The sequence below is a fragment of the Azospirillum soli genome (assembly GCF_017876165.1).
Lineage (GTDB): Bacteria > Pseudomonadota > Alphaproteobacteria > Azospirillales > Azospirillaceae > Azospirillum > Azospirillum soli.
On the sequence record NZ_JAGINQ010000009.1, the window covers coordinates 174950 to 197061 of the forward strand.

Genomic DNA, 22112 nt, shown 5'->3' on the forward strand with positions numbered 1-22112 from the left:
CGCACCTCATCCTTTCTCCCCCGCACCGCCGATTATTTGAGTTGGCGCGGAGGGACTCTCCCCCCTCACTTTGCGGCAAATGACACAGTTCCTACCCTATTCCTTTGCGGGCTTGACCGGGCCGTCGCCGGTGCGATGGTCGGAGGTGGGAGGTTCCGCCCACGCAATGCCCGACTCGTCCCGTTTCGCGCACCGCACCCTTGGCACGACCAACGCCGGCACGGCCAACATTGGCACAATGGGGGTGGCGCCACGCCCGGTCCTGCGCCATCTGCTGGCGCCGGCCGCGCTGACGCTTGCGGCGCTTGCCGGGGTCGCGCACCGCCCCTGGCTGACCGACCACATCGCGCCGTTCGCCGGTAGGATGACGGCCGAGGGCGTGGTGGCCGTGCTGGCGGCCACGGCGTGGCTGGGCGCCGCCTGGGCGGGATCGCGGGTCATCGACGTGGTCATGGCGCGGAGCGTGCGCGCCGTGCCGATCCCCCGGCTGCTGACCGACCTGCTGCGCGCCTTCCTCTACGGGCTGGCGGTGCTGGGGATCCTGGCCTTCGTGCTGGGCCAGCCAGTGACTGGGCTGCTCGCAACCTCCGGTGTGCTCATCGCGGTACTGGGCTTCGCGTTGCGCAACATGATCGCCGACATCTTCTCCGGCATCGCGCTGAACATCGAGCATCCCTACCGCATCGGCGACTGGATCGAGCTTGCCCCCGGCCTCACCGGACGGGTGGACGAGATCAACTGGCGCGCCACCCGCCTGATCACGCTCGAAGGCACGGCGCTGGTGGTCCCCAACGGGCTGGCGGCCGGAAGCCGCATCGTGAACTTCAGCCAGCCGGGCACCGGCTTCCGCGCCACCCTCACCGTGACTCTCGACCCGGAGGTGCCGGTGGCGCGGGCCAAGCGCATCCTTCTGTCGGCCATCGTCTGCTGCGACAGCATCCCGGCCGAGCCGCGCCCCGACGTGGTCGTGGAGTCCGTCACCCTGAACGGCGTCACCTATCAGGCGCGCTTCTGGGTGCCCGACTACGCGCATCTGGCCTCCGGCCGCGACGCCGTGGCCTCCGCGATCCTGGAGCACCTCACCCGCGCCGGCCTGGAGCCCGCCCGCCCCAAGCAGGAACTGCGCCGCCCCCGCCCCGCCCAACCCCTCCAAGCGTCGGAGGAGTTGGGTCAAGCCCTGTTGTCCAAGGTGGACCTGTTCGCCGCCTTCCGGGAGGATGAGGTCGTCGAACTCGCCGCCGGCATGCACGTCCGCCACGTCCCGGCCGGCGAGGCCGTGGTCCGCCAGGACGAACTCGGCACCTCCCTCTTCCTGGTCGCGGAGGGGGCGCTGGACGTGCGCGGCGCCTTCGGCGGGCGGACGATCCTGCTCGACCACATGGGGCCGGGCGACGTGTTCGGGGAGATGTCCCTGCTGACCGGCCAGCCGCGCAGCGCCTCGGTCATCGCCAACACCGATGCCGTGGTCTACGAGCTGGACAAGGAAGCGCTCGACCCCGTGCTGCGCCGCCGTCCGGAGCTGGCGGCGCGTCTGGCCGACCTGATGGGCCTGCGCCAGCGCCGCAACGACGCCCACCGCCGCGCCAGCACGCCCGCCACCGCCACGCCGGCCGCCACAGACCACGACCTGCTGGCACGGTTGCGGGCGTTTTTTAAATTGTGAGAACCCGAATCCCCTCTCCCGCCCCCGGCGGGAGAGGGGAAAATTTGCTCACGTCCCCACCGGCAGGAACGGCACGCCGGCCTGTTCCATGGCGCGCTCGATCACCTCGGCCGAGGTCTGGTCGAACAGTTGCAGCAACAGGTCGTCGATCTCCCGCTCCTCGCTGCCGGCGCAGGCATCGAACAGGGTGGCGATCACCTCGGCCTGATACCGCTCGCGTCCACTGTCGCCGCCAGCGTAGCCCATGGCCTTTGCCACCGCGATGGCGACGCGGAAGGGTTTCATCAGATTGTTGGACAGGCCGGCCTTGGCGAACAGCGCCTTCAGCCCGCGCGGGCCGCCGTCCCAGGCCAGCTTGCGGGCGTTCTCCACCGGCAGCCCCGCCCGCACCGCAATCCCCGCCGTGAACAGCGCGATCTCCCCCGCGCACAGTGCCCGGAACAGCAGCGCCGAGGTCAGCCGGCCCCGGATCAGCAGATGCCGGGCCAGCAATTCCACATCGGCCTCGCCCCGCGTCAGCGGCTTCAGCAGCAGCAGAGTCGCCGCCTCGCGCGCCCGCTCCACCAGCTGCCCGATCAACCGGGGGCTTAGCCGGTGAGTGCGGATCAGCCGCGCCCGGATTTCCTCCGACACGAAGAGGATCAGCTTTTCGACCACGGCGGCGGACAGGTCGGGCCGCGCGGCCATCGCCTCGTTCACCGGGGCGACCGCGCCGAAGCGGTCCAGCACCTCGGTCAGCGCTGGTTCCGGAATAACGGCACCCCGGTTGCGCAACAACTCTGTGATGACGATGACGTTGCCCGTCTGCACCAGGGCGGTGGACAGGGCGGGCGACAGGCGCTTGCGCCCGGCGATGGCCAGCTGCTTGGCCGCCCGCTGCTCGGTCAGGATTTCCAGCAGCAGCCCTTCGCTCAGCCGGTCTGCGTGGCGCAGGATCGGGAAAGCCACCCGGTCCACGTCGCGGGCCAGCCGTTCGGCCAGATCCTCGGTCAGCAGGGTGGAATTGTGGATCTGCCACGCCACCGCCTCGCGCACGGCGGTCACCGCGTCGGCGGCGAAGCGTTGCAGGATCTCCAGCGCGAGCCTACGCTCGGCCTCGCCCAGCTCGCCGGATTCCAGGTCGCGCACCAGATGGGTCATGGTGTCGATGCGCGCCTGGGCGTCGGGTGCGGTCAGCAGACGCTGCACGTCCTGCTGGGTGAGAGAGCGCGTGGCCATGGACGAGCCGCTTTTCGGATCAGAACTCCGGAGTATCGTAGCGGATAAGATCGCTCCACGCCCGTTCCATCCGGCGCAGCGTCCGGTAGGTCGTCTCGAAATCCGCGGCTTCCGTGTCGTTGCGCACCAGAGTCTCGGCCCGCACGGCCTCCAGCGATTTCAGCGCCTCGCACAGCTTCAGCCCGCGCTCCGACAGGCGCAGCCGCGCCGTGCGCCGGTCGCGCTGCGAGGCCGAGCGATCCACGTAGCCCGCCTCGACAAGGTGCTTCAGGTTGTAGGACGCGTTGGAGCCCAGATAGTAGCCGCGCTCCAGCAGGTCGCGCACCGACAGTTCCTCGTTGCCGATGTTGACCAGCATCAAGGCTTGGCTGGGGCTGAGGTCATCGACGCCGATGCGCGCCAATTCCATGCGCAGCACGTCGAGGAAGCGGCGGGTCATGCTCTCGATGATGCGGCCAAGGTCGGTGTAGACCGCCGGCACGGCGGCGCGGTTGATCCGCTCGGGCTCGCTCGGGGATTGTTTCATGGCGGCGCTCATGGGGCTGCTCCCGCTTTTCGAATGCACTTCAACGAATGGGTTCCGAACCGAAGGGGGTATCCCTCCCTCCGAACCGAGAATGAAAATATTTTATTCGAATTTGTCGAAACAATGTTGAGACATGCCGTCCGCGCTGTGGGGAACCGGTTTCGCTCCCTGGCGTTTGCAACGGGGTACCTGTTTTGCACCGCCGAAGGAGCTGCCCATGCCAGCCGCCATCCGCCCGTCCCGCCCCGAAAACGTTATGGAACGGAGGGCTCGCTGATGCGCAACGGATTGGCTCTCGCCGCCGGCCTGCTGGCCGGCCTGTGGCTCGACACCACCCGCCGCACCGCGCGGGTCGAACGCGACCACCCGCCCCGCGGCCGGTTCGTGGACGCCGACGGCGTGCGGCTGCACTATCTCGACCGTGGCCCCGCGAACAAGGCCGATGGCCGTCCCGTCGTGTTCCTGCACGGAAACGGCATCCTGGCCGAGGACTGGTCGCTCAGCATCCTCGACCAGGCCGCGCGCCACCGGCGCTGCATCGCCTTCGACCGCCCGGGCCACGGCTACAGCGAGCAGCCGCCCGGCGCTTATGGCGCGGCGGAGCAGGCGGCCATTCTGCGCGCCGGCGTCCGCGCGCTGGGTTTGGAGCGTCCGATCATCCTCGGCCACTCGCTGGGCGGGATCGTCGCCTTGGCTTGGGCGCTGAACTACCCGGACGAGGTCGGCGGGGTGGTGTTCGTGTCCGGCTACGCCTACCCGACGCCGCGCGCCGACTTCATCCCCTTCATGGGGCCGGCCATTCCGGTTGCCGGCCAAGTGATGAGCCGCACGATCCTCCAGCCGGTGGACCGCCTGCTTCTGCCGCCGCTGATGCGCCGCATTTTTGAGCCGAACCCGGTGCCGCCTTACTACGCGGACATTCCGCCCGACCTGCTGCTGCGCCCGACGCAGTTGGAGGCCGCCGCCGCGCAGCTCGCGGCGCTGATCCCCAGCGCGGTCGAGCTGTCCCCGCGTTATCCGGAAATCCGCTGCCCCGTCGCCATCGTCGCCGGGCAGGAGGACCGCATCGTCAACCCGCAGGACCACGCCGTGCGCCTGCACCACGACATCCAGGGATCGACGCTGCACCGGCTGGCCGGAACGGGCCATATGCCGCACCACGCGCGGCCCGACGCGGTGCTTGCCGCCATCGATCGGGTGGAACGGGCCTTGACCGTGGAGACCCCCACGGCCGTCCCGGTAGGCTAAATCGGGGGGTGTCGGGGACTGGAGGTTGCGACTCGAAAAAAACGACTCGATGCGACTCGGATGAGCGATGGTTAACAGTTTGGTTACGAACCCAGGGCTAACGTTCGGTCAGAACGCACACCTTCAGCGCCTCAAGGATTCTGACCGATGTCCATGGCCGCCGACGTTGATACCATCGAACGCACCTCCATCGTCGCTTACACCCTCCTCAACGAGCTGCACGACGTGCTGGCTCTGCCCAAGGCTCCCGACGATGTGACGCTCGGCATCCTCATGGGCCTGTCCATGTTCATGGATGACAAGGTCGGCCCGATGCGCGCCAAGCGCCTGATGTCGGAGGCCCCGACCATCGTCCTGAAGACGGACGCCCACGTGACCGGCGAGCAGATGCAGCGCATCATGCCGGTCCTGCGCGCCTTCGGCGACCACCTGAAGGACATGCGCGCCAAGGCCGCCCGTCCGGTGGACGACACGGTCCTGTAAAAGCGGCCCGCAAGGTCTTTTTCGGGAAGAGGCTCGGCCCCACGGCCGGGCCTCTTCCTTTTTGCCGCTTGCAGCTCTGGGTTTCCGGCCATGCTTGACCAGCCCGCCGTTTCGGCGGATGCTCGGCCTCCATGGACTGGCTCACCGCGCTTTCCATCGTCACCATCGCGGCCGGCGTGACCATCAGCATCGTGGTGCTGGCGGCCGTCGGATCGATCCGCCACAGCCTGAACGAAGGCTCGGCCCGGCAGGCGCAGCAGATCCGCAAGCTCGCGGAGACGGTTGCGTCCCTGAACGCCCAGCAGCAGGCGGCGCAGGCGCGCATCGAGCTGCTGACCGACGCCAACCGCAAGCTGGCCGGGCAGTTGACCGCTTTGGGTGAACGATTGGGCGACGCGGACGCCTCCCCCCGCCCCTCCGGAACCGCGAAGCTCCTGCATTGACGACCGCCACCACGATTGACGAACGGGCGCGCTGGACCGCCAGCGCCGACGCCTGGGACCGCTGGGCCGACCCCATGGCCGATCTGGCCGACAAGCTGAACCAGCCCTTGCTGGACGCGGCGGGCGTGACGGCCGGCACGCGCATCCTCGACCTCGCGTCGGGTGCCGGGGAACCGGCCCTGAGCGCGGCGCGGCGCGTCGGGTCTTCCGGTCTGGTGGTCGGCAGCGACCTCGTCCCCGGCATGATGGCCGGCGCCGTGCGTCGCGCCGCCGAGTTGCCGGACGGGCGCCCCGCCTTCACCGCCGCCGACATGACCGCCCTGCCCTTCCCGGACGGCTGCTTCGACGGGATCACCTGCCGCTTCGGCATCATGTTCGTGCCCGACGTGGTCGGAGCCCTGGCCGAGGTGCGCCGCGTCCTGCGCCCCGGCGGCAAGGCGGCCTTCATGGTCTGGGGTCCGCGCAACGGCAACGCGCTGTTCGAGGTGGTGAACGCGGCGGTCGCGGCGACGCTCGGCGAGGACGGCAGCCTCGCTCCGCTGTTCCGCTTCGCCGAACCGGGCGGGCTTGCCGAGGCCATGCGCGCCGCCGGCTTCCGCGAGGCGACCGAAACGGACATCACCCCGGTCCGCAAGGCTCCCAAGGGCCAGCCCTTCTGGCGCGCCACCCTGGACATGAGCTTCGGCCACCGCCTGCACGGCCTCGACGCCGCCCGGCGCGGCGCGCTGGAAGCCGACATCGTCAGCCGTTTCGAGGAACGCGCGTCCGGCGACGTGATCCCGCTGCCCGCCCACGTACGGATCGTGGTCGGAACGGCCTGAACTCCCTACTCCATTCCCTCTCCCACCGGGGTTAGGAGAGGGAATGGAGAGCGCGTCAGTAGTTCATCTCCCACTTCACACCCAGCCGGGTTTCCGCGTCGGCGCCGACGTCAGCTTCCGCCTTGATGTTCTTGGTGATGTCCACCTCCACGGTGGCGCGGCTCTGGTTCGCGCCGATGCCTTGCTCCACGCCGACATAAACGCGGTCGCTGACGTAGCGCCCGGCCTCGACCGCTCCACCGCGGCCGTTCTCGCCGGTGGTGAAGTCCAGCCGGTCCACGCCCAGCCCGCGCCGCACACGGTCGAGCAATCCACCGCCCCCACCGCCGAAGCCCGCCAGCGTCGCCGCCGACTGGGCAAGCTGCACCGCCTCCGCCGCGCCCAGGTTGGCGACGGATTTGCCGAACAGCACGCCGGCCAGCACCTCGTCCTGCGGCAGTCCCTGGGGCGAGGTCAGCTCCAGCTTCGGCTGGCGGGCGGTGCCGGTGATCACGACCTGCGCCGTGATGTTGTTGGCGGTCGCCTCCGCCAGCAGATCCAGGCGCGGGTCGATCTCCGGCCCGCCGTCGAACTCGATAATGCCGCGCTTGAAGACGAAGGATTTGGCGAGCAGGTCGAGCTTGCCCTTGATCATGGTCAGCCGCCCGGCCACCACGGGCTGGTTTGCCGTGCCGGTGACGGCCAGTTGGCCGCTGAACTCCGCCTCCAGCCCGCGCCCGCGCACGAAAATCTGGTTCTGCGCGCCCACCGTCAGGTTCAGCCCCAGCGCGAAGGGCGGGGGTTCGGGCGGCGGAGCGTCCGGCGTGGCGACGGCGTTGCTGACGCTCGCGTTGCGGACGGTCTTCGTGTTGCCCTTCCGCCCATTCGCCTTCTGAGTCGGCTTCTGGGCTGCCGGCTTTTGGGCCACCACCGACTTCGGCGCGGTTTGGGAGGCGGTCTGAACGGCGGGGCGCCCGCCGCCGACTTCGACCACCTTCAGATCGACCACGTTGGGCGGCGTCTGGTTGGGGATCTGCACGTCCACCCGCTCCAACCGCACCGGCCCGGCCAGCACGGGGTTGGTGAAGGTGCCGGTGAGGGTCAGCGACGCGCCGAGCGTCGCCGTCGCCAGATCGTTCTGCACCAGCCGCGCGTTGTCCGCCTGGATCTGGATGTCGAGCTGCCGCGCGTCCGTCGCCGCCGGCCGGATGACGCCGCGCGCACCCACCGCGCCGCCGTTCGCCGTTCGCGCGGTGAAGGACTGGATGGTGAAGACGTCGCCTTCGCCGACGATGCGCGCGTCGATGTTGCTGATGATCGCGCCCGACGCGCGGTTCTCGTACCGCGCGTTGTTCAGCGCCACAGTGCCGCCCAATTGCGGCGCGCCGACCGTCCCGCCCACGTTCATGTCCAGCCGCAGGGTCCCCTGCGCCCGATCGCCGGACGCCGCCAGCAGGTCGTTCGCCAGAGAGGCGTCGATGGTGCCGTTGACCGCCGCCTCCAGCCGTCCCTTCTCCGGCACCGACACGGCGAAGGTCTCGGCGTTCATGACCAGCGGCGCCCCGGCCGTCAGGTTCAGCCGCCCGCCGCCCCCGTTCCGCGTGGCCGCGTTGCCGTTGACCGACACCCGCTCGTCCCGCCACTGCGCGTTGAGGGTGGCGTCGATGCCCGGAACGCCGGCCTGCGTGGTCTGCTGCGCCCTGAGGTTGGCGACGCGCACCGTGGCGTCGGCGCGCGGCTTCCGCACGGTGCCGCCCAGCGTCGCCTGCGCGTTCAGCGTGCCGTCCAGCCGCAGCGTCGGATCGGCCAGCCGGGCCAGCGCCATCGGCACCTGATCCAGCCGCAACTCACCGGACAGCGCGTCGCCCTTCAAGCCGAGGTCGGCGACCAGCCGCGCCGTCCCGCTGACCAGCTGCAACCCCGATACCTCGTAGCGCCGGTCGCCCAGCGCGATGGTCGCCGGCCCCGCCAGACGGAAGGATTCGCCGGAATAGCGCCCCTGCATCCGCTCCAGCCGGACGCGGTTGAGGTCCCCTTCCTGCGCGAAGGTCCCGGCCAGTTCCAGCGCCAGCGGGTCGCGTCCGGCGCCCGCCGCGTCGGCCCGGAAGGAGGCTTTGGCAAGGTTGCCGTCCACGCTCGCCGTGACGCGCGACAGGTCGTTGCCCGCCGCCGCCCCGTCCTGAAGCTCCACCCGCGCCTTGCCGCTGGCGCTGCCCAGCGCGTCGGCCACGTCCGCCGTCGCGGTCAGGCGGCGGGCGGCCAGCAGCGGCGCCCCGTCCCCCTCGACCCGCAGGTTACTGGCGTCGGCCTTCAGCACCGCCGCCTGCTTCCCGTTCGGAGCGTCGAGCGCCACCGTGAAGCCCGCCGCCCCGTCCAGCGGCACCCCGGCCAGTTCCGAGAAGGTCTTCAGCTGCGGCAGGTTGCCCTCAAGCCGCCCGGTCGCGGTCATCGCGTCCAGCGCCACCCGCACCGCCCCGGTGACCCGGTTCGGCCCGCTCGCCACGGCCAGTTCATTCAGTTGCAGGACCTGCCCGGTCAGCGCATAGCCGCCGTCCACCGACAGGCCGGCGCCGGCCAGATGGGTGCGCGCCGTCACCCGCCCCTTCGGCTCGGCCGGCAGGCCCGCCGCCGTCGCGGTCAGTTCCGTCGCGCCGAAGCGCCGGCCCTGCACCACCAGATCGCGGGCGTTCAGCCGGGCTTCCGCCTCCAGCGCGTCCAGCGGCCCCTTTGCCGTGGCGTCCAGCGCCAGCCCGCCTTGCATCGGCGTGCCGGCCGCCGCGCCGACCGGGGCAAGGTCGGCGACCTCCAGTCGCGTGTTCGCCTCGACCCGGCCATCGACCAGGGCGGCGGCGCCGACCAGCCGGCCGTTGCCGCCGTCCACCGCCAAATCCTGAAGCCGCATCGCCCCGCCCGGCTCCATCACCAGCCGGGCGCCCAGCGTCGCCGCGTCGCCCAACACCGCGTCCGCCGGGGTGCCGGTGTCCAGCCCCCGAAGCGCGCCGCTCAGTTCCGCCGTCAGGGTGCCGTCCTGCGTCCGGCGCACCGGCCCGCCCAGCGTCGCCGCCCCGCCGAGCGGCCGTCCGGCGAGCCCCGACAGCCGCGACAGGTCGTCCGCCGTCAGCGTCACCGCCATGTCGGCCGTCTGCCCCCAGTCGGCGGCCGTGCCCTGCGCGGTGGCCCGCGCCGCCGCCGTGGTCAGGGTCAGCCCGTCCAGTTGCACGCGCCCCTCGCCCACGGCGACCTGCGCCTTGCCGTCCAGCCGCACCTCCGGCCCGGTCACGGCGGCCAGCGCCGGATCGTTCGCCGCGAGGTCGCGGACGACGCCTTCCAGCGCGACGGTCAGCGCGTCCAGCGTGCCTTCCGCGCTGCCGGTCACCACGCCTTCCCGCCACGCGATGTCCGGGGCGAGGCCATGCAGGGCCGATTCCGGTCCCGCCGCCACCTCCCAGCGCAGGGCGAGGCTGCGCCGGTCCGCCCCCACCGTGCCGGTCAGCGTCGCCGTCCCGGCGGCGGCCTCGACCGTCACCGGGCGCAGCGTCAGGGCACCGCCCGGCGCGACCAGCACCGTGCCTTTCAGCACCGGCTGCGGCCCGACCAGCGGCGCCACCGGATCACCCAGCAGGGCCGCGACATCGCCCCCGGCGGTCAGCGTCACCGCGTGCCCCTCCGGCACCGCCCGCACGGCGGCTTCGGCGTCGAGGCGCGCGGCGTTCTCGGCGACCGCCGTCAGCGTGCCGTTCCAGTCGTCCAGAGACCCCTTGCCGTCCAGAGCCACGTTAACCGGCGGCAGTCCGGGGATTGCCAGCGCGCGGGCGATGACGCCGCCCGCCGGCTCCGACGCCTTCAGAGTGAGGTCCAGCCGCTTGTCGTCGGGGTTGAAGGTCGCGTCGAGCGCCACCTGCCCCGGCTGCTCGTCGATGCGGTTCACGGTCAGGTGCGCGTCCAGCGACGACCCGCCCGACGCGAGGTCCAGCGACCCTTCGACCTTCAGAACCGCCGCCTGCCCCAGCAGAGGCTCGGCCAGCCGCAGTTCGTCCAGCGCCAGCCGTCCCACCGCCACGCCCACCGGCAGGTCCGGCAGCAGGGAGGTCGGCCCCTGCTGCGGTTCCGGCGGGGTCTCGGACGGCGCCGGTGCCCGCTCCACGATCACGCGCGCCGCCTCCACCACGTCGGCCTTGGCCTGCCCCCGCAGCAGCGCGGTCGGAGCCAGGTTCATGTGCACCCGCTCCAGGCGCAGCCAGATGCCCTCGCGGTCGGCGACGGTGATGTCGGACACGGTGAAGTCGAACGGCACCGCCCCGCTCAGCGTGCCGATCTTCACCTGAAGGTCAGGGCCGGAGACGGATTTCTCGATGGTATCGGCGATCCAGCGGCGCACCGCGTTCGCCGGCCCCCAACCACCGCCCTCGGTGTCGGCGGCAAAAGCCGCGCCCGTCAGGACGATCAGGCCGAACAACACCAGGACCAGACGACGAAGCCCCTTCACCACTCACCCCGTTGCGGTACTCCACCCCTGGCATAACGGGAAATAGAGAGAGGGGTCCCGCGCCAAGTGCCAAATAAGAGCCTCAAAACGCCTGCCCCAAACTCAGATACAGCTGCCAACGCGCGTCCCCGCTCTCGGGGTTGAGCGGAAAGCCCACGTCCACCCGCAGCGGACCGAAGTCGGTGTAGTAGCGCGCGCCGATGCCGGCGCCCACCCGCAAGGGCTGGCTGAAGTCCGGAAAGGTGCTGTCGTACACCGTGCCCGCGTCCACGAACGGCACCACCCCGATGGTGTCCGTCACCTTGATGCGCAGCTCCAGCCCCGCCTCGAACAGCGACCGCCCGCCGGTTGGATCGCCGAACACGTCGCGCGGCCCCGCCTTCTGGAAGCCGAAGCCCCGCACCGACCCGCCGCCGCCTGCGTAGAATCGGCGGTCCGGCGGGATCTGGTCCAGCGTGGCGCCCAGCGTGCTGCCCACCCCGATCCGCCCCGCCGCCACATACCGCCCGTCGCCCGACAGGTCGCGGTAGGCCGACCCGTTGACCTGCACCGACGTGAACTGAGTGTCCGTGTCGCCGCCGATGGGGAACCACGGCGTGACCTGAAGGGAGGCGCGGTAGCCCTTGGTCGGGTTCAGCAGATTGTCCGACCCGTCCCACGCGGCGCCCAGCGGCACGCCGATCAGCGCGGTCTGATAGTCGCGCAGGTTGGTGCGCACCCGCCCGCGCTGCCCGGTGACGCCGTAGGAAATCTTCAACTGGTCGGTCACCTGCCGCTCCAGCGTCGCCGTCAGCTCCGTCGCGACGCGGTCGTAGGCCGGCGGCTGGTCGGACACCACCTCGAAATTCAGCAGCAGCGACTGCCGCACCGCCAGGAAGTCCGGCTTGCGGAAGTTCACCGAAAAGCGCAGGTCCGGCAAATCCAGACTGTCGCGGTTGGAGGAACTCCCGGTGTCGCCGCCGATGCGCCCGACCTCCACCCCCAGCCGCAGCCGCTCCGCCCCGCCGAACAGGTTGCGGTGGCCCCAGTAGGCCGAACCGCCCAGCCCGTCTTCCGACGAATAGAAGGTACTCGCCCCGATGAAGCGCGGCAGCCGCTCCGCAAGGCTGACGGTCACCGGCGTGACGCCGCCCGGCCCCGGCTGCTCGGCCAACCGGACGCGCACCGTGTCGAACACATCCAGTTGGGCGATCTGCTGGCGCGCCCGCTCCAGCAGCGCCGGGTCGTAGACCTGCCCCTCGCGCCACGGCAGGCGGCCACGGATCAGGGCCTCGTCCACGTCCTTCAAGCCCTCGATGCGGGTTTCCCCGAACTCCACCAAGGGTCCCGGATCGACCGTGAAGGTCACGTCCATGCCGCGGTCGGTGTGGTCCACCACGACGCGTCGCTCCGCCACCTTGGCGAAGGGGTGCCCGCGCTCCCCCATCCGCCGCAGCAGGCCGCCCTGCGCATCGACCACCTGCGGCGCCCGCGCGCGGTCCCCGGCCTTCAGCCCCAATTCGTCGGCGGTGATCGGCGCACCCGGCAGCGGCACGCCGTTCTCCGTGCGGATGGTCACCGTCCTGAACCGGTATTCCGGCCCCGGCTGCACCGCCACGGTCACCTTGGCCGGCTGCCGCTCCGCATCGATTCGGACATCGAGCGTGGCGTCGTAGTAGCCCGCCGACCGCAGCGCCGTCTGCAACCGCTCCCGGTCATCGTCGGCCCGCCGCTCCAGCCCCAGCAGCGAAGGCGGCGGGTCGTCCTTCAGGCTCACCAGCGTCGAGGTGTCCCGCAGCAGGTCCCGCAGCGTGGAATCCTCAACCCCGGTGATCTCCACCTCGTAGGGAAGCCGGCTCTCGGCCGGAGCGGCCTCGGGCGGCGTTGTTTCGGGCGGCGTTGTTTCGGGGGGCGCGATCTCCGGCGGCTCCTGCGCGCGGACGGCGCCCAGGGGCACCGGGGCGAGCGCTACGGCCAGCAGCAGGACGGCGATGCGGGAAGCGGAGGCGTGGCAGATCATCGTCCGTCCATGTGGGGTGTGCGAAAAAAGAAACCACTGGCGCGGCTGTCGCACCCCCACCGACACCGCCCCTGAAACTCGTTATAGGCCGAACGTCGTCTCGCCACTTGCGTTTGCCCGCTGAATCATTATATTGCGCTGCACCAGTTCCCCCGGCAGAGCCCTCCGAAGTCACTCTCGGCGGGCGTTTTTTGTTGCGCGCGGCAGATGCGCCGCGGTGTCGGGGCGGCACAGCGAGACGAAAGCCCCGAGCACCACACATGAATCTTCGTAACGTCGCCATCATCGCGCACGTTGACCACGGGAAGACCACCCTGGTCGATCAGCTCCTGAAGCAGGCTGGTTCCTTCCGCGAGAACCAGCAGGTCGCCGAACGCGCCATGGACTCCAACGATCTGGAGCGCGAGCGCGGCATCACCATCCTGGCCAAGTGCACCTCGGTCCTGTGGAACGACCTGCGCATCAACATCGTGGACACGCCGGGCCACGCCGACTTCGGCGGCGAGGTCGAGCGCATCCTGACCATGGTGGACGGCGTCGTCCTGCTCTGCGACGCGGCGGAAGGCCCGCTGCCGCAGACCAAGTTCGTGCTCGGCAAGGCGCTGAAGCTCGGCCTGCGCCCCATCGTCGTCATCAACAAGGTGGACCGCCCCGACGGCCGTCCGCACGAGGTGCACGACGAGGTGTTCGACCTGTTCGCCTCGCTGGACGCCAGCAACGAGCAGCTCGATTTCCCGACCCTGTTCGCCTCGGGCCGCAACGGCTGGGCGACCACGGACCTGGACAACGGCCCCCGCGAGACGCTGACCCCGCTGTTCGAGCTGATCCGCGACCACGTCCCGGCCCCGAAGGTCGAGGAGGACGCGCCCTTCCGCATGCTGGCCACCACGCTGGAAGCGAACCCGTACCTGGGCCGCATCCTGACCGGCCGCATCCAGACCGGCAGCGTCAAGGTCAACATGGCCGTCAAGTCGCTGAGCCGCGACGGCAAGCTGATCGAGAACGCCCGCATCAGCAAGGTGCTGGCCTTCCGCGGCCTGGAGCGCGTTCCGGTTGACGAGGCGCACGCCGGCGACATCGTCGCGCTGGCCGGCCTGACCACCACCACCGTCGCCGACACCATCTGCGCGACGGACGTCGCCGAGCCGCTGGCCGCCCAGCCGATCGATCCGCCGACCCTGGCGATGACCTTCTCGGTCAACGACAGCCCGCTGGCCGGCCGCGAGGGCGACAAGGTCACCAGCCGCATGATCCGCGACCGCCTGATGCGCGAGGCGGAAGGCAACGTGGCGCTGCGCGTCAGCGACACCGAGGGCGGCGACGCCTTCGAGGTGGCGGGCCGTGGCGAACTCCAGCTCGGCATCCTGATCGAGACCATGCGCCGCGAGGGCTACGAGCTGGCCATCAGCCGTCCCCGCGTGCTGTTCAAGACCGACCCGCTGAACGGCCAGCGCCTGGAGCCGATCGAGGAAGTCGTCGTCGACGTGGACGAGGAGTTCTCCGGCACCGTCGTGCAGAAGATGGCCGAGCGCAAGGCCGATCTCGTCGAGATGCGCCCGTCGGGCGGCGGCAAGACCCGCATCGTCTTCCACGCCCCGTCGCGCGGCCTGATCGGTTACCAGGGCGAGTTCCTGACCGACACGCGCGGCACCGGCATCATGAACCGGCTGTTCCACGGCTATGCCCCCTACAAGGGCACCATCGCCGGCCGGCGCACCGGCGTCCTGATCTCCAACAGCGACGGCACCGCCGTGGCCTACGCGCTGTGGAACCTGGAGGATCGCGGCCCGATGCTGATCGATCCGGGCGTTCCGGTCTATCAGGGCATGATCATCGGCGAGCACACCCGCGGCAACGACCTTGAGGTCAACGTCATCAAGGGCAAGCAGCTGACCAACATCCGCACCACCAGCAAGGATGAGGCGGTCCGCCTGACCCCGCCGATCCAGATGACGCTGGAGCGCGCCCTGTCCTACATCGGCGACGACGAGCTGGTGGAGGTGACGCCCAAGTCCATCCGCCTGCGCAAGCGCTACCTCGACCCGAACGAGCGCAAGCGCCACGCCCGCGCCGCCGAGGCGAGCTAAGACGGAAAAGCGAGGGGCCTTCCCGGCCCCTCGCGCTCCCCGGCCACGGGCCGGAAGGCCCTTGGAACCCTGAGCTTGGCCGGCTATCCTTTTCCAAAAGGGAGGGAGCCATGGCGGGGCGTGAACACCACTACAGCACGACCGTGACCTGGACCGGCAACCAGGGCACCGGAACATCAGGCTACAAGGCCTACAGCCGCGACCACGACATCACAGGGCCCGGCAAGCCGACCATTCCCGGCACCTCCGACCCGGCCTTTCGCGGCGATCCCTCCCGCTACAATCCCGAAGACATGCTCGTGGCCTCGCTCTCCGCGTGCCACATGCTGTGGTATCTGCACCTGTGCGGCACCGGCGGCATCGTCGTGACCGCCTACACCGACTCCGCCGCCGGCACCATGGCCGAGGACTCCAGCGGTGGCGGCCGCTTCACCGAAGTGATCCTGCGCCCGCAGGTAACCCTCGCCCCCGGCAGCGACCTTGCCAAGGCCGAAGCCCTGCACCACGACGCCCACGAGAAGTGCTTCATCGCCAATTCCGTGAACTTCCCGGTGCGGGTCGAAGCGCGGATCGCGGTGGAGGCGTAGAAAACCCCTCCCCCGAAGCGGGAGAGGGGCTGTTTCTACTCTCTCAAGCTCTTCTTCTTGATCTCGGGCTTCTCGCCCAGCTCATCGAACTTCTCCTGCACCGGCTTGTCCGGGTTGCCGGACGCTTCACCGGTCTCCTCGACGAGCTTGTCCTCGATCCGCTGGGCGCTCTCGGACGGAGCGTCGCCCTTGCGGCCTCCGTCGTTTTGCGGCGTCATCGCCGGTCGCCCCGGATGAAATCCTTCACCTTGCCGACGAACTTGTCGATTTTGCCTTCCGCCTTGTCGGCGCGGCCTTCGGCTTCCAGGTTCGGATCGTTGGTCAGATCGCCGGCCTGCTTCTTGATCTCGCCCTTCACTTCCTTCCCGGAACCCACGATGCGGTCGGTGTTCATGGCGGCATCTCCGTGCTTGTTTTACTCCTCGCCCCACACAACAGGGATGGAACGCAAAACTCACGGAGCAGCCTGCCCCTATTTCCCGCCCTATTTTTGGTTCAGTGCCGCGCGGACCCGCGCGACCAGCACATCCCGCTCCGCCGCCCCATACCGTTCCGCGAAGCCCGATCCCCACACCGGCCCCGGCCAGGCGGGGTCCCCCTTGGTCCGCGCGATGACGTGAACGTGCAGCTGCGGCACCATGTTGCCGAGCGCCCCAACGTTGATCTTGTCCGGCCGGAACAGCCTCTCAAACACCTGGGACGCCAGCGAAATCTCGTCCATCAGCCGGTGCTGGTCGGCCTGCGGCAGCTGGTGAATCTCGGTCAGGGCGGGCCGCGCCGGCACCAGGATCAGCCAGGGCCAGACCCGATTGTCCATCAGCAGCACGCGGCATAGCCCAAGCTCGGCCACCGGCGCCGTATCGGCCTCCAGACGCTCGTGCAGATGGAACACGGTCACCCCCTGATGTGTCTTTTGCCTTCGGGAATAAACGCAGGGCTCATGTGTTTCCCGAAGCGCTGGTTGCGGGACGAAGAAAAATGTATAAAGTGCGCTGCGATCTTTATTCGATCGGGCGGAGTTTTACAAAGAAGTCCGCCGCTGTCGGAAGGATCGTTGCGCTCGCCGCTCGTCGTGAGCCAACAAAGGCCGGCGCGAGCGGTTTTGCGACGGGACACACACGTCCAGCTGTCAGGGTGGTGCAAGGGTTTCGGTCCGAAGATGGTGTCGGGGCGGCGTTGCCGCCTGTGCGCCGTCGAAGGAAGTCAGAGGCAAGGCAACCGGGGCGGATACGGCCGTTCCGGCGGCACGAAGTGCGGGAAAAAGAAAGACTGTCATGCGCAAGTCGGCGATTGCGGTTCTTCTTCTGGTGATCCTCGGCAACATCGGGGTGTGGGCGCTGTGGAACCGTCCGGTCGCGGAGCGGTCGTGGGGCGGCGCCGTCAGCGGCGTCGGCTACACCCCCTTCCACCCGGACAAGAGCCCGTCCAAGGGCGACCGCGCCTCGCCCGAGGACATCGAGAAGGATCTCGCCGCCATCGAGAAGGCGGTGAAGGGCGTGCGCATCTACTCCACCACCGACGGCTCCGAGCAGACGGTGCCCATCGCGCGCAAGTACGGCCTGCCCGTCACCGCCGGCGCCTGGATCATGGGCAAGCCGGAGGTGGACGAGCCGGAGATCAATGGCCTCATCAAGCTGGCCCGCGACAACAACAACGTGCGCCGCGTGCTGGTCGGCAACGAAGCGATCCTGCGCGCCGACGTCACCGTCCCGCAGGCCATCGACTACATCAAGCGCGTGAAGAAGAAGGTCAACGTCCCGGTCTCCACCGCCGAGCCGTGGCACGTCTGGCTTGAGCATCCGGAACTGGTGGACGCCGTGGACTTCATGGCCGTGCATCTGCTGCCCTACTGGGAAGGCCTGCCGGTCGACCAGGCGGTCGACTACGCCATGTTCCGCTACAACGAGCTGAAAACCAAATACCCGAACAAGCACATCCTGATCTCGGAAATCGGCTGGCCGGCGGACGGCCCGTGGCGTCGCGGCGCCGAGGCGTCCCAGGTCAACCAGGCGAAGTTCATCCGCAATTTCCTGAACGTCGCGGCGCAGAACAAGCTCGACTACTTCATCATGGAGGCCTTCGACCAGCCCTGGAAGCGGGAGATCGAAGGCACCGCCGGCACCAGCTGGGGCCTGTGGGACGCGTGGCGCAACCCAAAGTTCCCGATGATCGGCGGCGTGACCGAGGTACGGAACTGGCCGACCATGTGCGCCATCTCCGTGGGCGTGGGCTTCCTGCCGCTGGTGTTCTTCCTGTGGCGGCGCGGCGGCGACCTAAAGTTCGGCGGCCAGCTGTTCTACGGCGCCCTGATCCAGGCCGTGGCCTCCGTCCTGGTCTTCTCGTTCACGGCGGCTAGCGCGGCCGGCCTCGCCACCACCACGGAAATCGCCTGGGGCCTGCTGCTGTTCTGCCAGCTCGTCCTGCTCGCCGTCATGCTGATCGACGGGCTTGAGCTGACCGAGGTCGTCTGGCAGGAGCGGTTCCGGCGCAAGTTCCAGCCCTGCTCGGCCGCCCCGCTGCCGACCGCGCCCAAGGTCTCCATCCATGTGCCCTGCTACAACGAGCCGCCGCACATGGTCATCCAGACGCTGGACGCGCTGGCCCGCCTCGACTACCCGAACTACGAGGTGCTGCTGCTCGACAACAACACCAAGGACCCGGCCGTCTGGCGTCCGGTGGAGCAGTACTGCAAGCAGCTCGGGCCCAAGTTCCGCTTCTTCCACCTGGACAACTGGCCGGGCTTCAAGGCCGGCGCGCTGAACTTCGGCCTCGCCCAGACGGCGCCGGACGCGGAGCACATCGCAGTCATCGACAGCGACTATCAGGTCCACCCCGACTGGCTGAAGGCGACGATCCCGCACTTCGACCGGCCGGAGGTCGGCTTCGTGCAGTCGCCGCAGGACTATCGCGACTGGGACCAGGACCTGTTCCAGCGCATGATCAACTGGGAATACGCCGGCTTCTTCCACATCGGCATGATCCAGCGGAACGAGCGCAACGCGATCATCCAGCACGGCACGATGACCATCATCCGCAAGTCGGCGCTGGAAGGCGTCGGCCGCTGGGGCGAGTGGTGCATCACCGAGGACGCCGACCTGGGCCTGCGCCTGTTCGAGCACGGCTACGAGGCCGTCTACATGCCGGAAAGCTATGGCAAGGGCCTCGTCCCCGACAGCTTCTCGGCCTACAAGACGCAGCGTTTCCGCTGGGCCTATGGTGCTGTGCAGATCCTGAAGCACCACTGGCGCGACCTGCTGCCGGGCGGCAAGCGCCTGACCGGCGGGCAGAAGTATCACTTCATCACCGGCTGGCTGCCCTGGTTCGCCGACGCCGCCCACATGATCTTCGGCATCGCCGGCATCGTCTGGTCGATCGGCCTGCTGGCCTTCCCGAAATATTTCGAGTTCCCGCCCAGCGTCTTCATGATCCCGACGCTCAGCGTCTTTGCCTTCAAGGTCGGCGCCTCGCTCTGGCTCTACGAGGCGCGCGTGAAGTGCGGCTTCTGGGACAAGGTGGGGGCGGCGGTCGCCGGCATGGCGCTGACTCACACGGTCGGCCGCGCCATGTGGCTGGGCATCTTCACCTCCGGCCGCCCCTTCGTCCGCACGCCGAAGTGCGAGAACCAGCCGGCGCTGATGCAGGCCTTCCTGATGGCGCGGGAGGAGATCGCCCTGCTGCTCGGCCTGTGGGGCGCGGCGCTGGCCATCGTGATGGTGTTCGGCCACGAGAACCGCGACGCCTTCATGTGGTCGGGCCTGCTGGTCGTGCAGTCGCTGCCCTATCTGGCCGCGCTGATCACCGCCCTGATCAACGCCTTCCCCAACATCAACTTCGGCAAGCGCCGCCCGCAGCCGGTCGAAGTCGCGGGGGCCGGCGCCGCCGACTGAGCAAGTTCCGCACCGAACCGCGAAAAGGCCCCGCTCCGGCGGGGCCTTTTTCGTTGGCTATCCCGGCGGGCGAACCGTCACCTTGACATTCGCCATTTAATCCGTACACTTGACAATCCACACTCCCACAGTGGAGGCGCGTCATGACGGACGGACTCATCGGCCGGTCGGAACCCCTGATCCGCTCGCCCTCCGCCGTGGAGCGCATGGGAAGCGCGACGGACCGGCAGCAGCGCCGCCAGCCGCAGCAGGAACGCCGCAGCCAGGAAGAGCCGAACAAGAAGCGCCGGCGCATCTACGACCTCCTGTTCGACGAAATCGACCAGATCGACACGCTGGACGGCGGACAGAAGGCGCGCATCAAGCAGAACATCCGCGCGCAGCTCTCTTCCCGCGCGCCGCCCTCCGCCGCCGGCCCTCCGCCGGTGCAGGACGAGGCGCGCGTCGCCGCGGCGCTTCTCGACGAGTCGGCCACCCCCGATCCGGCGGACCACGACCGCATCGTCCACATGGCGGCCCCGACGCACCCGCATCTTCCTCCGCAGGAGGTGGCGGAGAACGCGATCCTGGCCATGCAACTGCGCAACTGCCTCGCCCACCGAACGACGACCGCCCGCCGCGTGGCGGTGTACCTCCACCTTCTCCTCACGCTGGACGGCGCGCTGCGCCCCCACATGGTCGTGGACGTCTGAAAGCAAGGTCCGAAGCGGCGCCCGTTCCCGCGTCGCGATTAAGGTCTACCGCTCCCTCCGATGCGCCGCCCCGGTCGACCGGGCGTTGCGGCAAAATGGCTTTGTTCATCCTCTGGCGTCACGTTTCGCCGCGGATGGTCCCGCCCCCGCGAGGAGGTCCCCTGTGCCCGACTCCCATCTCGCCACGCCAGCCCCGCTTTCCGGCGACGCCCTGCGCCAGTCGCTGTCCACACGCTTTCAGAAGGCGCGCGGCCGCACCGCCGAGCTGGCCGCGCCCCTGTCGCCCGAAGATCTGATGGTGCAATCGGTCGCCGACGGCGCGCCGGCCAAATGGCACCTTGCCCACACGACCTGGCTGTTCGAAACGACCGTCCTGGTGCCCTGCAACCCCGGCTACCGCCCCTTCGACCCAGCCTTCCTCCATCTGTTCGCCGCCCGCGAAGACCGCTTCGGCAGCCATCAGATGCCCTCCCCCGCCCTGCGCCTGCTGTCCCGGCCGAGCGCGTCGGAGGTCATGCGCTACCGCGACCACGTCAACGGCGCCGTGCTGCACCTGCTCGGCCGGGCCGATGAACAGCACCTCGATGACATTGCTGAGCGCGTCGAAGTCGGCATCGCCCACGAGCGGCGCCACCAGGAACGCCTGCTGACCCACATCAAGCATGCTTTCTGGAGCAACCCGCTGCGCCCGGCTTACGAACAGCCGCCGCAGGACTATTCCACAACCCCACAGCCGCAGAGCTGGATCGAGCATGACGGCGGTCTGGTGGAGGTCGGCCGTTCCAACGCTCCCCCCGGCTTCGACCATGAGGGGCCGCGTCACAAGGTTTACCTGAACCCCTTCCGCCTCGCCTCCCAAACGGTGTCCTGCGGCGAGTATCTGGCCTTCATCGAGGAGGGCGGCTACACCACCCGTTCCCTTTGGCTGGCCGACGGGTGGGAAACGGTGCGCGCCGGGAACTGGCAGGCGCCGCTCTATTGGGAATGGCGCGACGGCGCGTGGCAGATCTTCACCCTTTACGGCATGCGCCCGCTCGATCCGGCCGAGCCCGTCTGCCATCTCAGCTGGTACGAGGCCGACGCCTTCGCCCGCTGGGCCGGCAAGCGCCTGCCCGACGAGGCCGAATGGGAGGCCATCGCGTCCGGCTGCGACAGCATGGGCAACCTGCTGGGCACTGGACACCGCCACCCACGCCCCAGCCCCTGCCATGGCGAAGGCCCCTGGCAAATGTTCGGCGACGTGTGGGAATGGACGCGCAGCGCCTTCACCCCCTATCCCGGCTACCGCCAGCCGGACGGCGTGGACGAGGCGGTGCACGGCCGCTTCATGACCAACCGCATGGTGCTGCGCGGCGGCAGCTGCGTGACGCCCTTCGACTACGCCTGCCCGACCACCCGCCACTATCTGCGTCCGGACGCCCGCCTGTCCTTCACGGGAATACGGCTGGCCGAGGACCGGTAGGGGTGAATTAGAACCATTGTAAAATCGTGGCATCGAGGGACGCCGTCGGGTATATCCATAATTAAATTATGGATATATGGAGCCCACCCGTGTCCCTCGACCTTCCCCAACCGTTCCGCCACCATGTCTTCTGCTGCGCCCAGCAGCGCCCGCCCGGCCACCCGCGCGGCAGCTGCGCGGCCAAGAACGCGCACCCGCTGTGGGAACGGCTCAGCCAGCGCATTCAGGCCAAGGGCCTGATGGATGTGGGCATGGCATGGACCGGCTGCCTCGGCTTCTGCTCGGCCGGCCCGCTGATGGTGGTCTATCCCGAGGGCATCTGGTACCGCCCCGAAGCGCCCGAAGACATAGACGAGATCGTCGAATCCCACCTCGTCAACAACACGCCGGTCGAACGGCTCGTGATGGTGCCGACGCGCTGACGTTCCCGGTGAGGGTCCCGGAGCGGAAGAGGACGTTTCCGGGCCCAACCTATGCCGTGTCCAAGGAGCCTGGAACTTTCCGTTTCCGTCATGCCCGCACTTGAAACGG

18 protein-coding genes are annotated in these 22112 nt (G+C 69.3%); 11 read left to right on the forward strand and 7 right to left on the reverse strand.

What is annotated here, in order from left to right:
- Positions 1-166 precede the first annotated feature (166 nt).
- On the forward strand, positions 167-1663 hold the full coding sequence (locus J2852_RS16285) for a mechanosensitive ion channel family protein (protein WP_246499713.1): 1497 nt from the start codon (positions 167-169) through the stop codon (positions 1661-1663).
- A gap of 48 nt (positions 1664-1711) precedes the next feature.
- On the opposite strand, the gene J2852_RS16290 is transcribed toward J2852_RS16285, so the two are convergent.
- Positions 1712-2881, reverse strand: coding sequence for a DUF2336 domain-containing protein (locus J2852_RS16290; RefSeq protein ID WP_209877330.1), 1170 nt, complete (start codon positions 2879-2881; stop codon positions 1712-1714).
- Between the two features lie 19 nt (positions 2882-2900).
- Positions 2901-3419, reverse strand: a complete 519-nt coding sequence (locus tag J2852_RS16295; RefSeq protein WP_209877332.1) for a MarR family transcriptional regulator — start codon at positions 3417-3419, stop codon at positions 2901-2903.
- Between the two features lie 264 nt (positions 3420-3683).
- Between J2852_RS16295 and J2852_RS16300 the strand changes: the two genes are divergently transcribed.
- From J2852_RS16300 to J2852_RS16315, 4 genes are all read left to right on the forward strand, one after another.
- Positions 3684-4655 carry an alpha/beta fold hydrolase gene (locus J2852_RS16300; protein WP_209877334.1) on the forward strand — a complete coding sequence of 324 codons (972 nt, stop codon included), beginning with the start codon at positions 3684-3686 and terminating at the stop codon, positions 4653-4655.
- Positions 4656-4802: 147 nt separating this feature from the next.
- Positions 4803-5138, forward strand: coding sequence for a hypothetical protein (locus tag J2852_RS16305; RefSeq protein ID WP_209877336.1), 336 nt, complete (start codon positions 4803-4805; stop codon positions 5136-5138).
- 131 nt (positions 5139-5269) lie between these two features.
- Positions 5270-5581 carry a hypothetical protein gene (locus J2852_RS16310; protein ID WP_209877337.1) on the forward strand — a complete coding sequence of 104 codons (312 nt, stop codon included), beginning with the start codon at positions 5270-5272 and terminating at the stop codon, positions 5579-5581.
- The gene (locus J2852_RS16315) at positions 5578-6402 is read left to right on the forward strand and encodes a class I SAM-dependent methyltransferase (RefSeq protein ID WP_246499714.1); all 825 of its coding nucleotides are present in this window, start codon (positions 5578-5580) and stop codon (positions 6400-6402) included. The genes J2852_RS16310 and J2852_RS16315 overlap by 4 nt, the downstream gene beginning before the upstream one ends.
- 55 nt (positions 6403-6457) lie before the next feature.
- Here the strand turns inward: J2852_RS16315 and J2852_RS16320 are convergent, their stop codons facing one another.
- Both J2852_RS16320 and J2852_RS16325 read right to left on the reverse strand, forming a co-directional pair.
- Positions 6458-10867, reverse strand: a complete 4410-nt coding sequence (locus J2852_RS16320) for a translocation/assembly module TamB domain-containing protein (protein WP_209877339.1) — start codon at positions 10865-10867, stop codon at positions 6458-6460.
- An 82-nt stretch (positions 10868-10949) separates the two neighbouring features.
- Complete coding sequence (locus J2852_RS16325; RefSeq protein ID WP_209877341.1) at positions 10950-12866, reverse strand: autotransporter assembly complex protein TamA; 1917 nt, start codon at positions 12864-12866, stop codon at positions 10950-10952.
- A gap of 260 nt (positions 12867-13126) precedes the next feature.
- Here J2852_RS16325 and typA point away from each other — a divergent pair, with 260 nt between their 5' ends.
- Positions 13127-14953 carry a translational GTPase TypA gene (gene typA, locus J2852_RS16330; protein ID WP_209877343.1) on the forward strand — a complete coding sequence of 609 codons (1827 nt, stop codon included), beginning with the start codon at positions 13127-13129 and terminating at the stop codon, positions 14951-14953.
- A 110-nt stretch (positions 14954-15063) separates the two neighbouring features.
- Positions 15064-15540 (forward strand): OsmC family protein, encoded by a 477-nt coding sequence (locus J2852_RS16335; RefSeq protein ID WP_209877351.1) that lies wholly within the window; start codon positions 15064-15066, stop codon positions 15538-15540.
- Positions 15541-15575: 35 nt separating this feature from the next.
- Here J2852_RS16335 and J2852_RS16340 read toward each other — a convergent pair whose 3' ends face one another.
- From J2852_RS16340 to J2852_RS16350, 3 genes are all read right to left on the reverse strand, one after another.
- A complete protein-coding gene (locus J2852_RS16340) occupies positions 15576-15758 on the reverse strand; it encodes a hypothetical protein (RefSeq protein ID WP_209877353.1) in 183 nt (60 codons plus the stop codon).
- Positions 15755-15934, reverse strand: a complete 180-nt coding sequence (locus tag J2852_RS16345; protein WP_209877354.1) for a CsbD family protein — start codon at positions 15932-15934, stop codon at positions 15755-15757. Before J2852_RS16345 ends, J2852_RS16340 begins: the two co-directional genes overlap by 4 nt.
- Before the next feature lie 90 nt (positions 15935-16024).
- Positions 16025-16432: an HIT domain-containing protein gene (locus J2852_RS16350; protein ID WP_209877356.1), complete on the reverse strand. Its 408-nt coding sequence runs from the start codon at positions 16430-16432 to the stop codon at positions 16025-16027.
- Positions 16433-16814: 382 nt separating this feature from the next.
- Between J2852_RS16350 and J2852_RS16355 the strand changes: the two genes are divergently transcribed.
- The 4 genes from J2852_RS16355 (at position 16815) to J2852_RS16370 (ending at position 22003) form a co-directional block, all read left to right on the forward strand.
- Positions 16815-19427: a glycosyltransferase family 2 protein gene (locus J2852_RS16355; protein WP_209877358.1), complete on the forward strand. Its 2613-nt coding sequence runs from the start codon at positions 16815-16817 to the stop codon at positions 19425-19427.
- 143 nt (positions 19428-19570) lie between these two features.
- Entirely contained in the window at positions 19571-20119 is a 549-nt protein-coding gene (locus J2852_RS16360; RefSeq protein WP_209877360.1) for a hypothetical protein, read from the forward strand.
- Positions 20120-20282: 163 nt separating this feature from the next.
- Positions 20283-21581 (forward strand): ergothioneine biosynthesis protein EgtB, encoded by a 1299-nt coding sequence (gene egtB / locus J2852_RS16365; protein ID WP_209877362.1) that lies wholly within the window; start codon positions 20283-20285, stop codon positions 21579-21581.
- 89 nt (positions 21582-21670) lie between these two features.
- Positions 21671-22003, forward strand: coding sequence for a (2Fe-2S) ferredoxin domain-containing protein (locus J2852_RS16370; protein ID WP_209877364.1), 333 nt, complete (start codon positions 21671-21673; stop codon positions 22001-22003).
- Positions 22004-22112: the final 109 nt, after the last annotated feature.

Excerpts from the sequence above, each read along its gene's own strand:
- J2852_RS16285 (WP_246499713.1), top strand. The coding sequence starts at position 167 with ATGCCCGACTCGTCCCGTTTCGCGCACCGCACCCTTGGCACGACCAAC.
- J2852_RS16290 (WP_209877330.1), bottom strand. The coding sequence starts at position 2,881 with ATGGCCACGCGCTCTCTCACCCAGCAGGACGTGCAGCGTCTGCTGACC.
- J2852_RS16295 (WP_209877332.1), bottom strand. The coding sequence starts at position 3,419 with ATGAGCGCCGCCATGAAACAATCCCCGAGCGAGCCCGAGCGGATCAAC.
- J2852_RS16300 (WP_209877334.1), top strand. The coding sequence starts at position 3,684 with ATGCGCAACGGATTGGCTCTCGCCGCCGGCCTGCTGGCCGGCCTGTGG.
- J2852_RS16305 (WP_209877336.1), top strand. The coding sequence starts at position 4,803 with ATGTCCATGGCCGCCGACGTTGATACCATCGAACGCACCTCCATCGTC.
- J2852_RS16310 (WP_209877337.1), top strand. The coding sequence starts at position 5,270 with ATGGACTGGCTCACCGCGCTTTCCATCGTCACCATCGCGGCCGGCGTG.
- J2852_RS16325 (WP_209877341.1), bottom strand. The coding sequence starts at position 12,866 with ATGATCTGCCACGCCTCCGCTTCCCGCATCGCCGTCCTGCTGCTGGCC.
- typA (WP_209877343.1), top strand. The coding sequence starts at position 13,127 with ATGAATCTTCGTAACGTCGCCATCATCGCGCACGTTGACCACGGGAAG.
- J2852_RS16335 (WP_209877351.1), top strand. The coding sequence starts at position 15,064 with ATGGCGGGGCGTGAACACCACTACAGCACGACCGTGACCTGGACCGGC.
- J2852_RS16340 (WP_209877353.1), bottom strand. The coding sequence starts at position 15,758 with ATGACGCCGCAAAACGACGGAGGCCGCAAGGGCGACGCTCCGTCCGAG.
- J2852_RS16345 (WP_209877354.1), bottom strand. The coding sequence starts at position 15,934 with ATGAACACCGACCGCATCGTGGGTTCCGGGAAGGAAGTGAAGGGCGAG.
- J2852_RS16355 (WP_209877358.1), top strand. The coding sequence starts at position 16,815 with ATGCGCAAGTCGGCGATTGCGGTTCTTCTTCTGGTGATCCTCGGCAAC.
- J2852_RS16360 (WP_209877360.1), top strand. The coding sequence starts at position 19,571 with ATGACGGACGGACTCATCGGCCGGTCGGAACCCCTGATCCGCTCGCCC.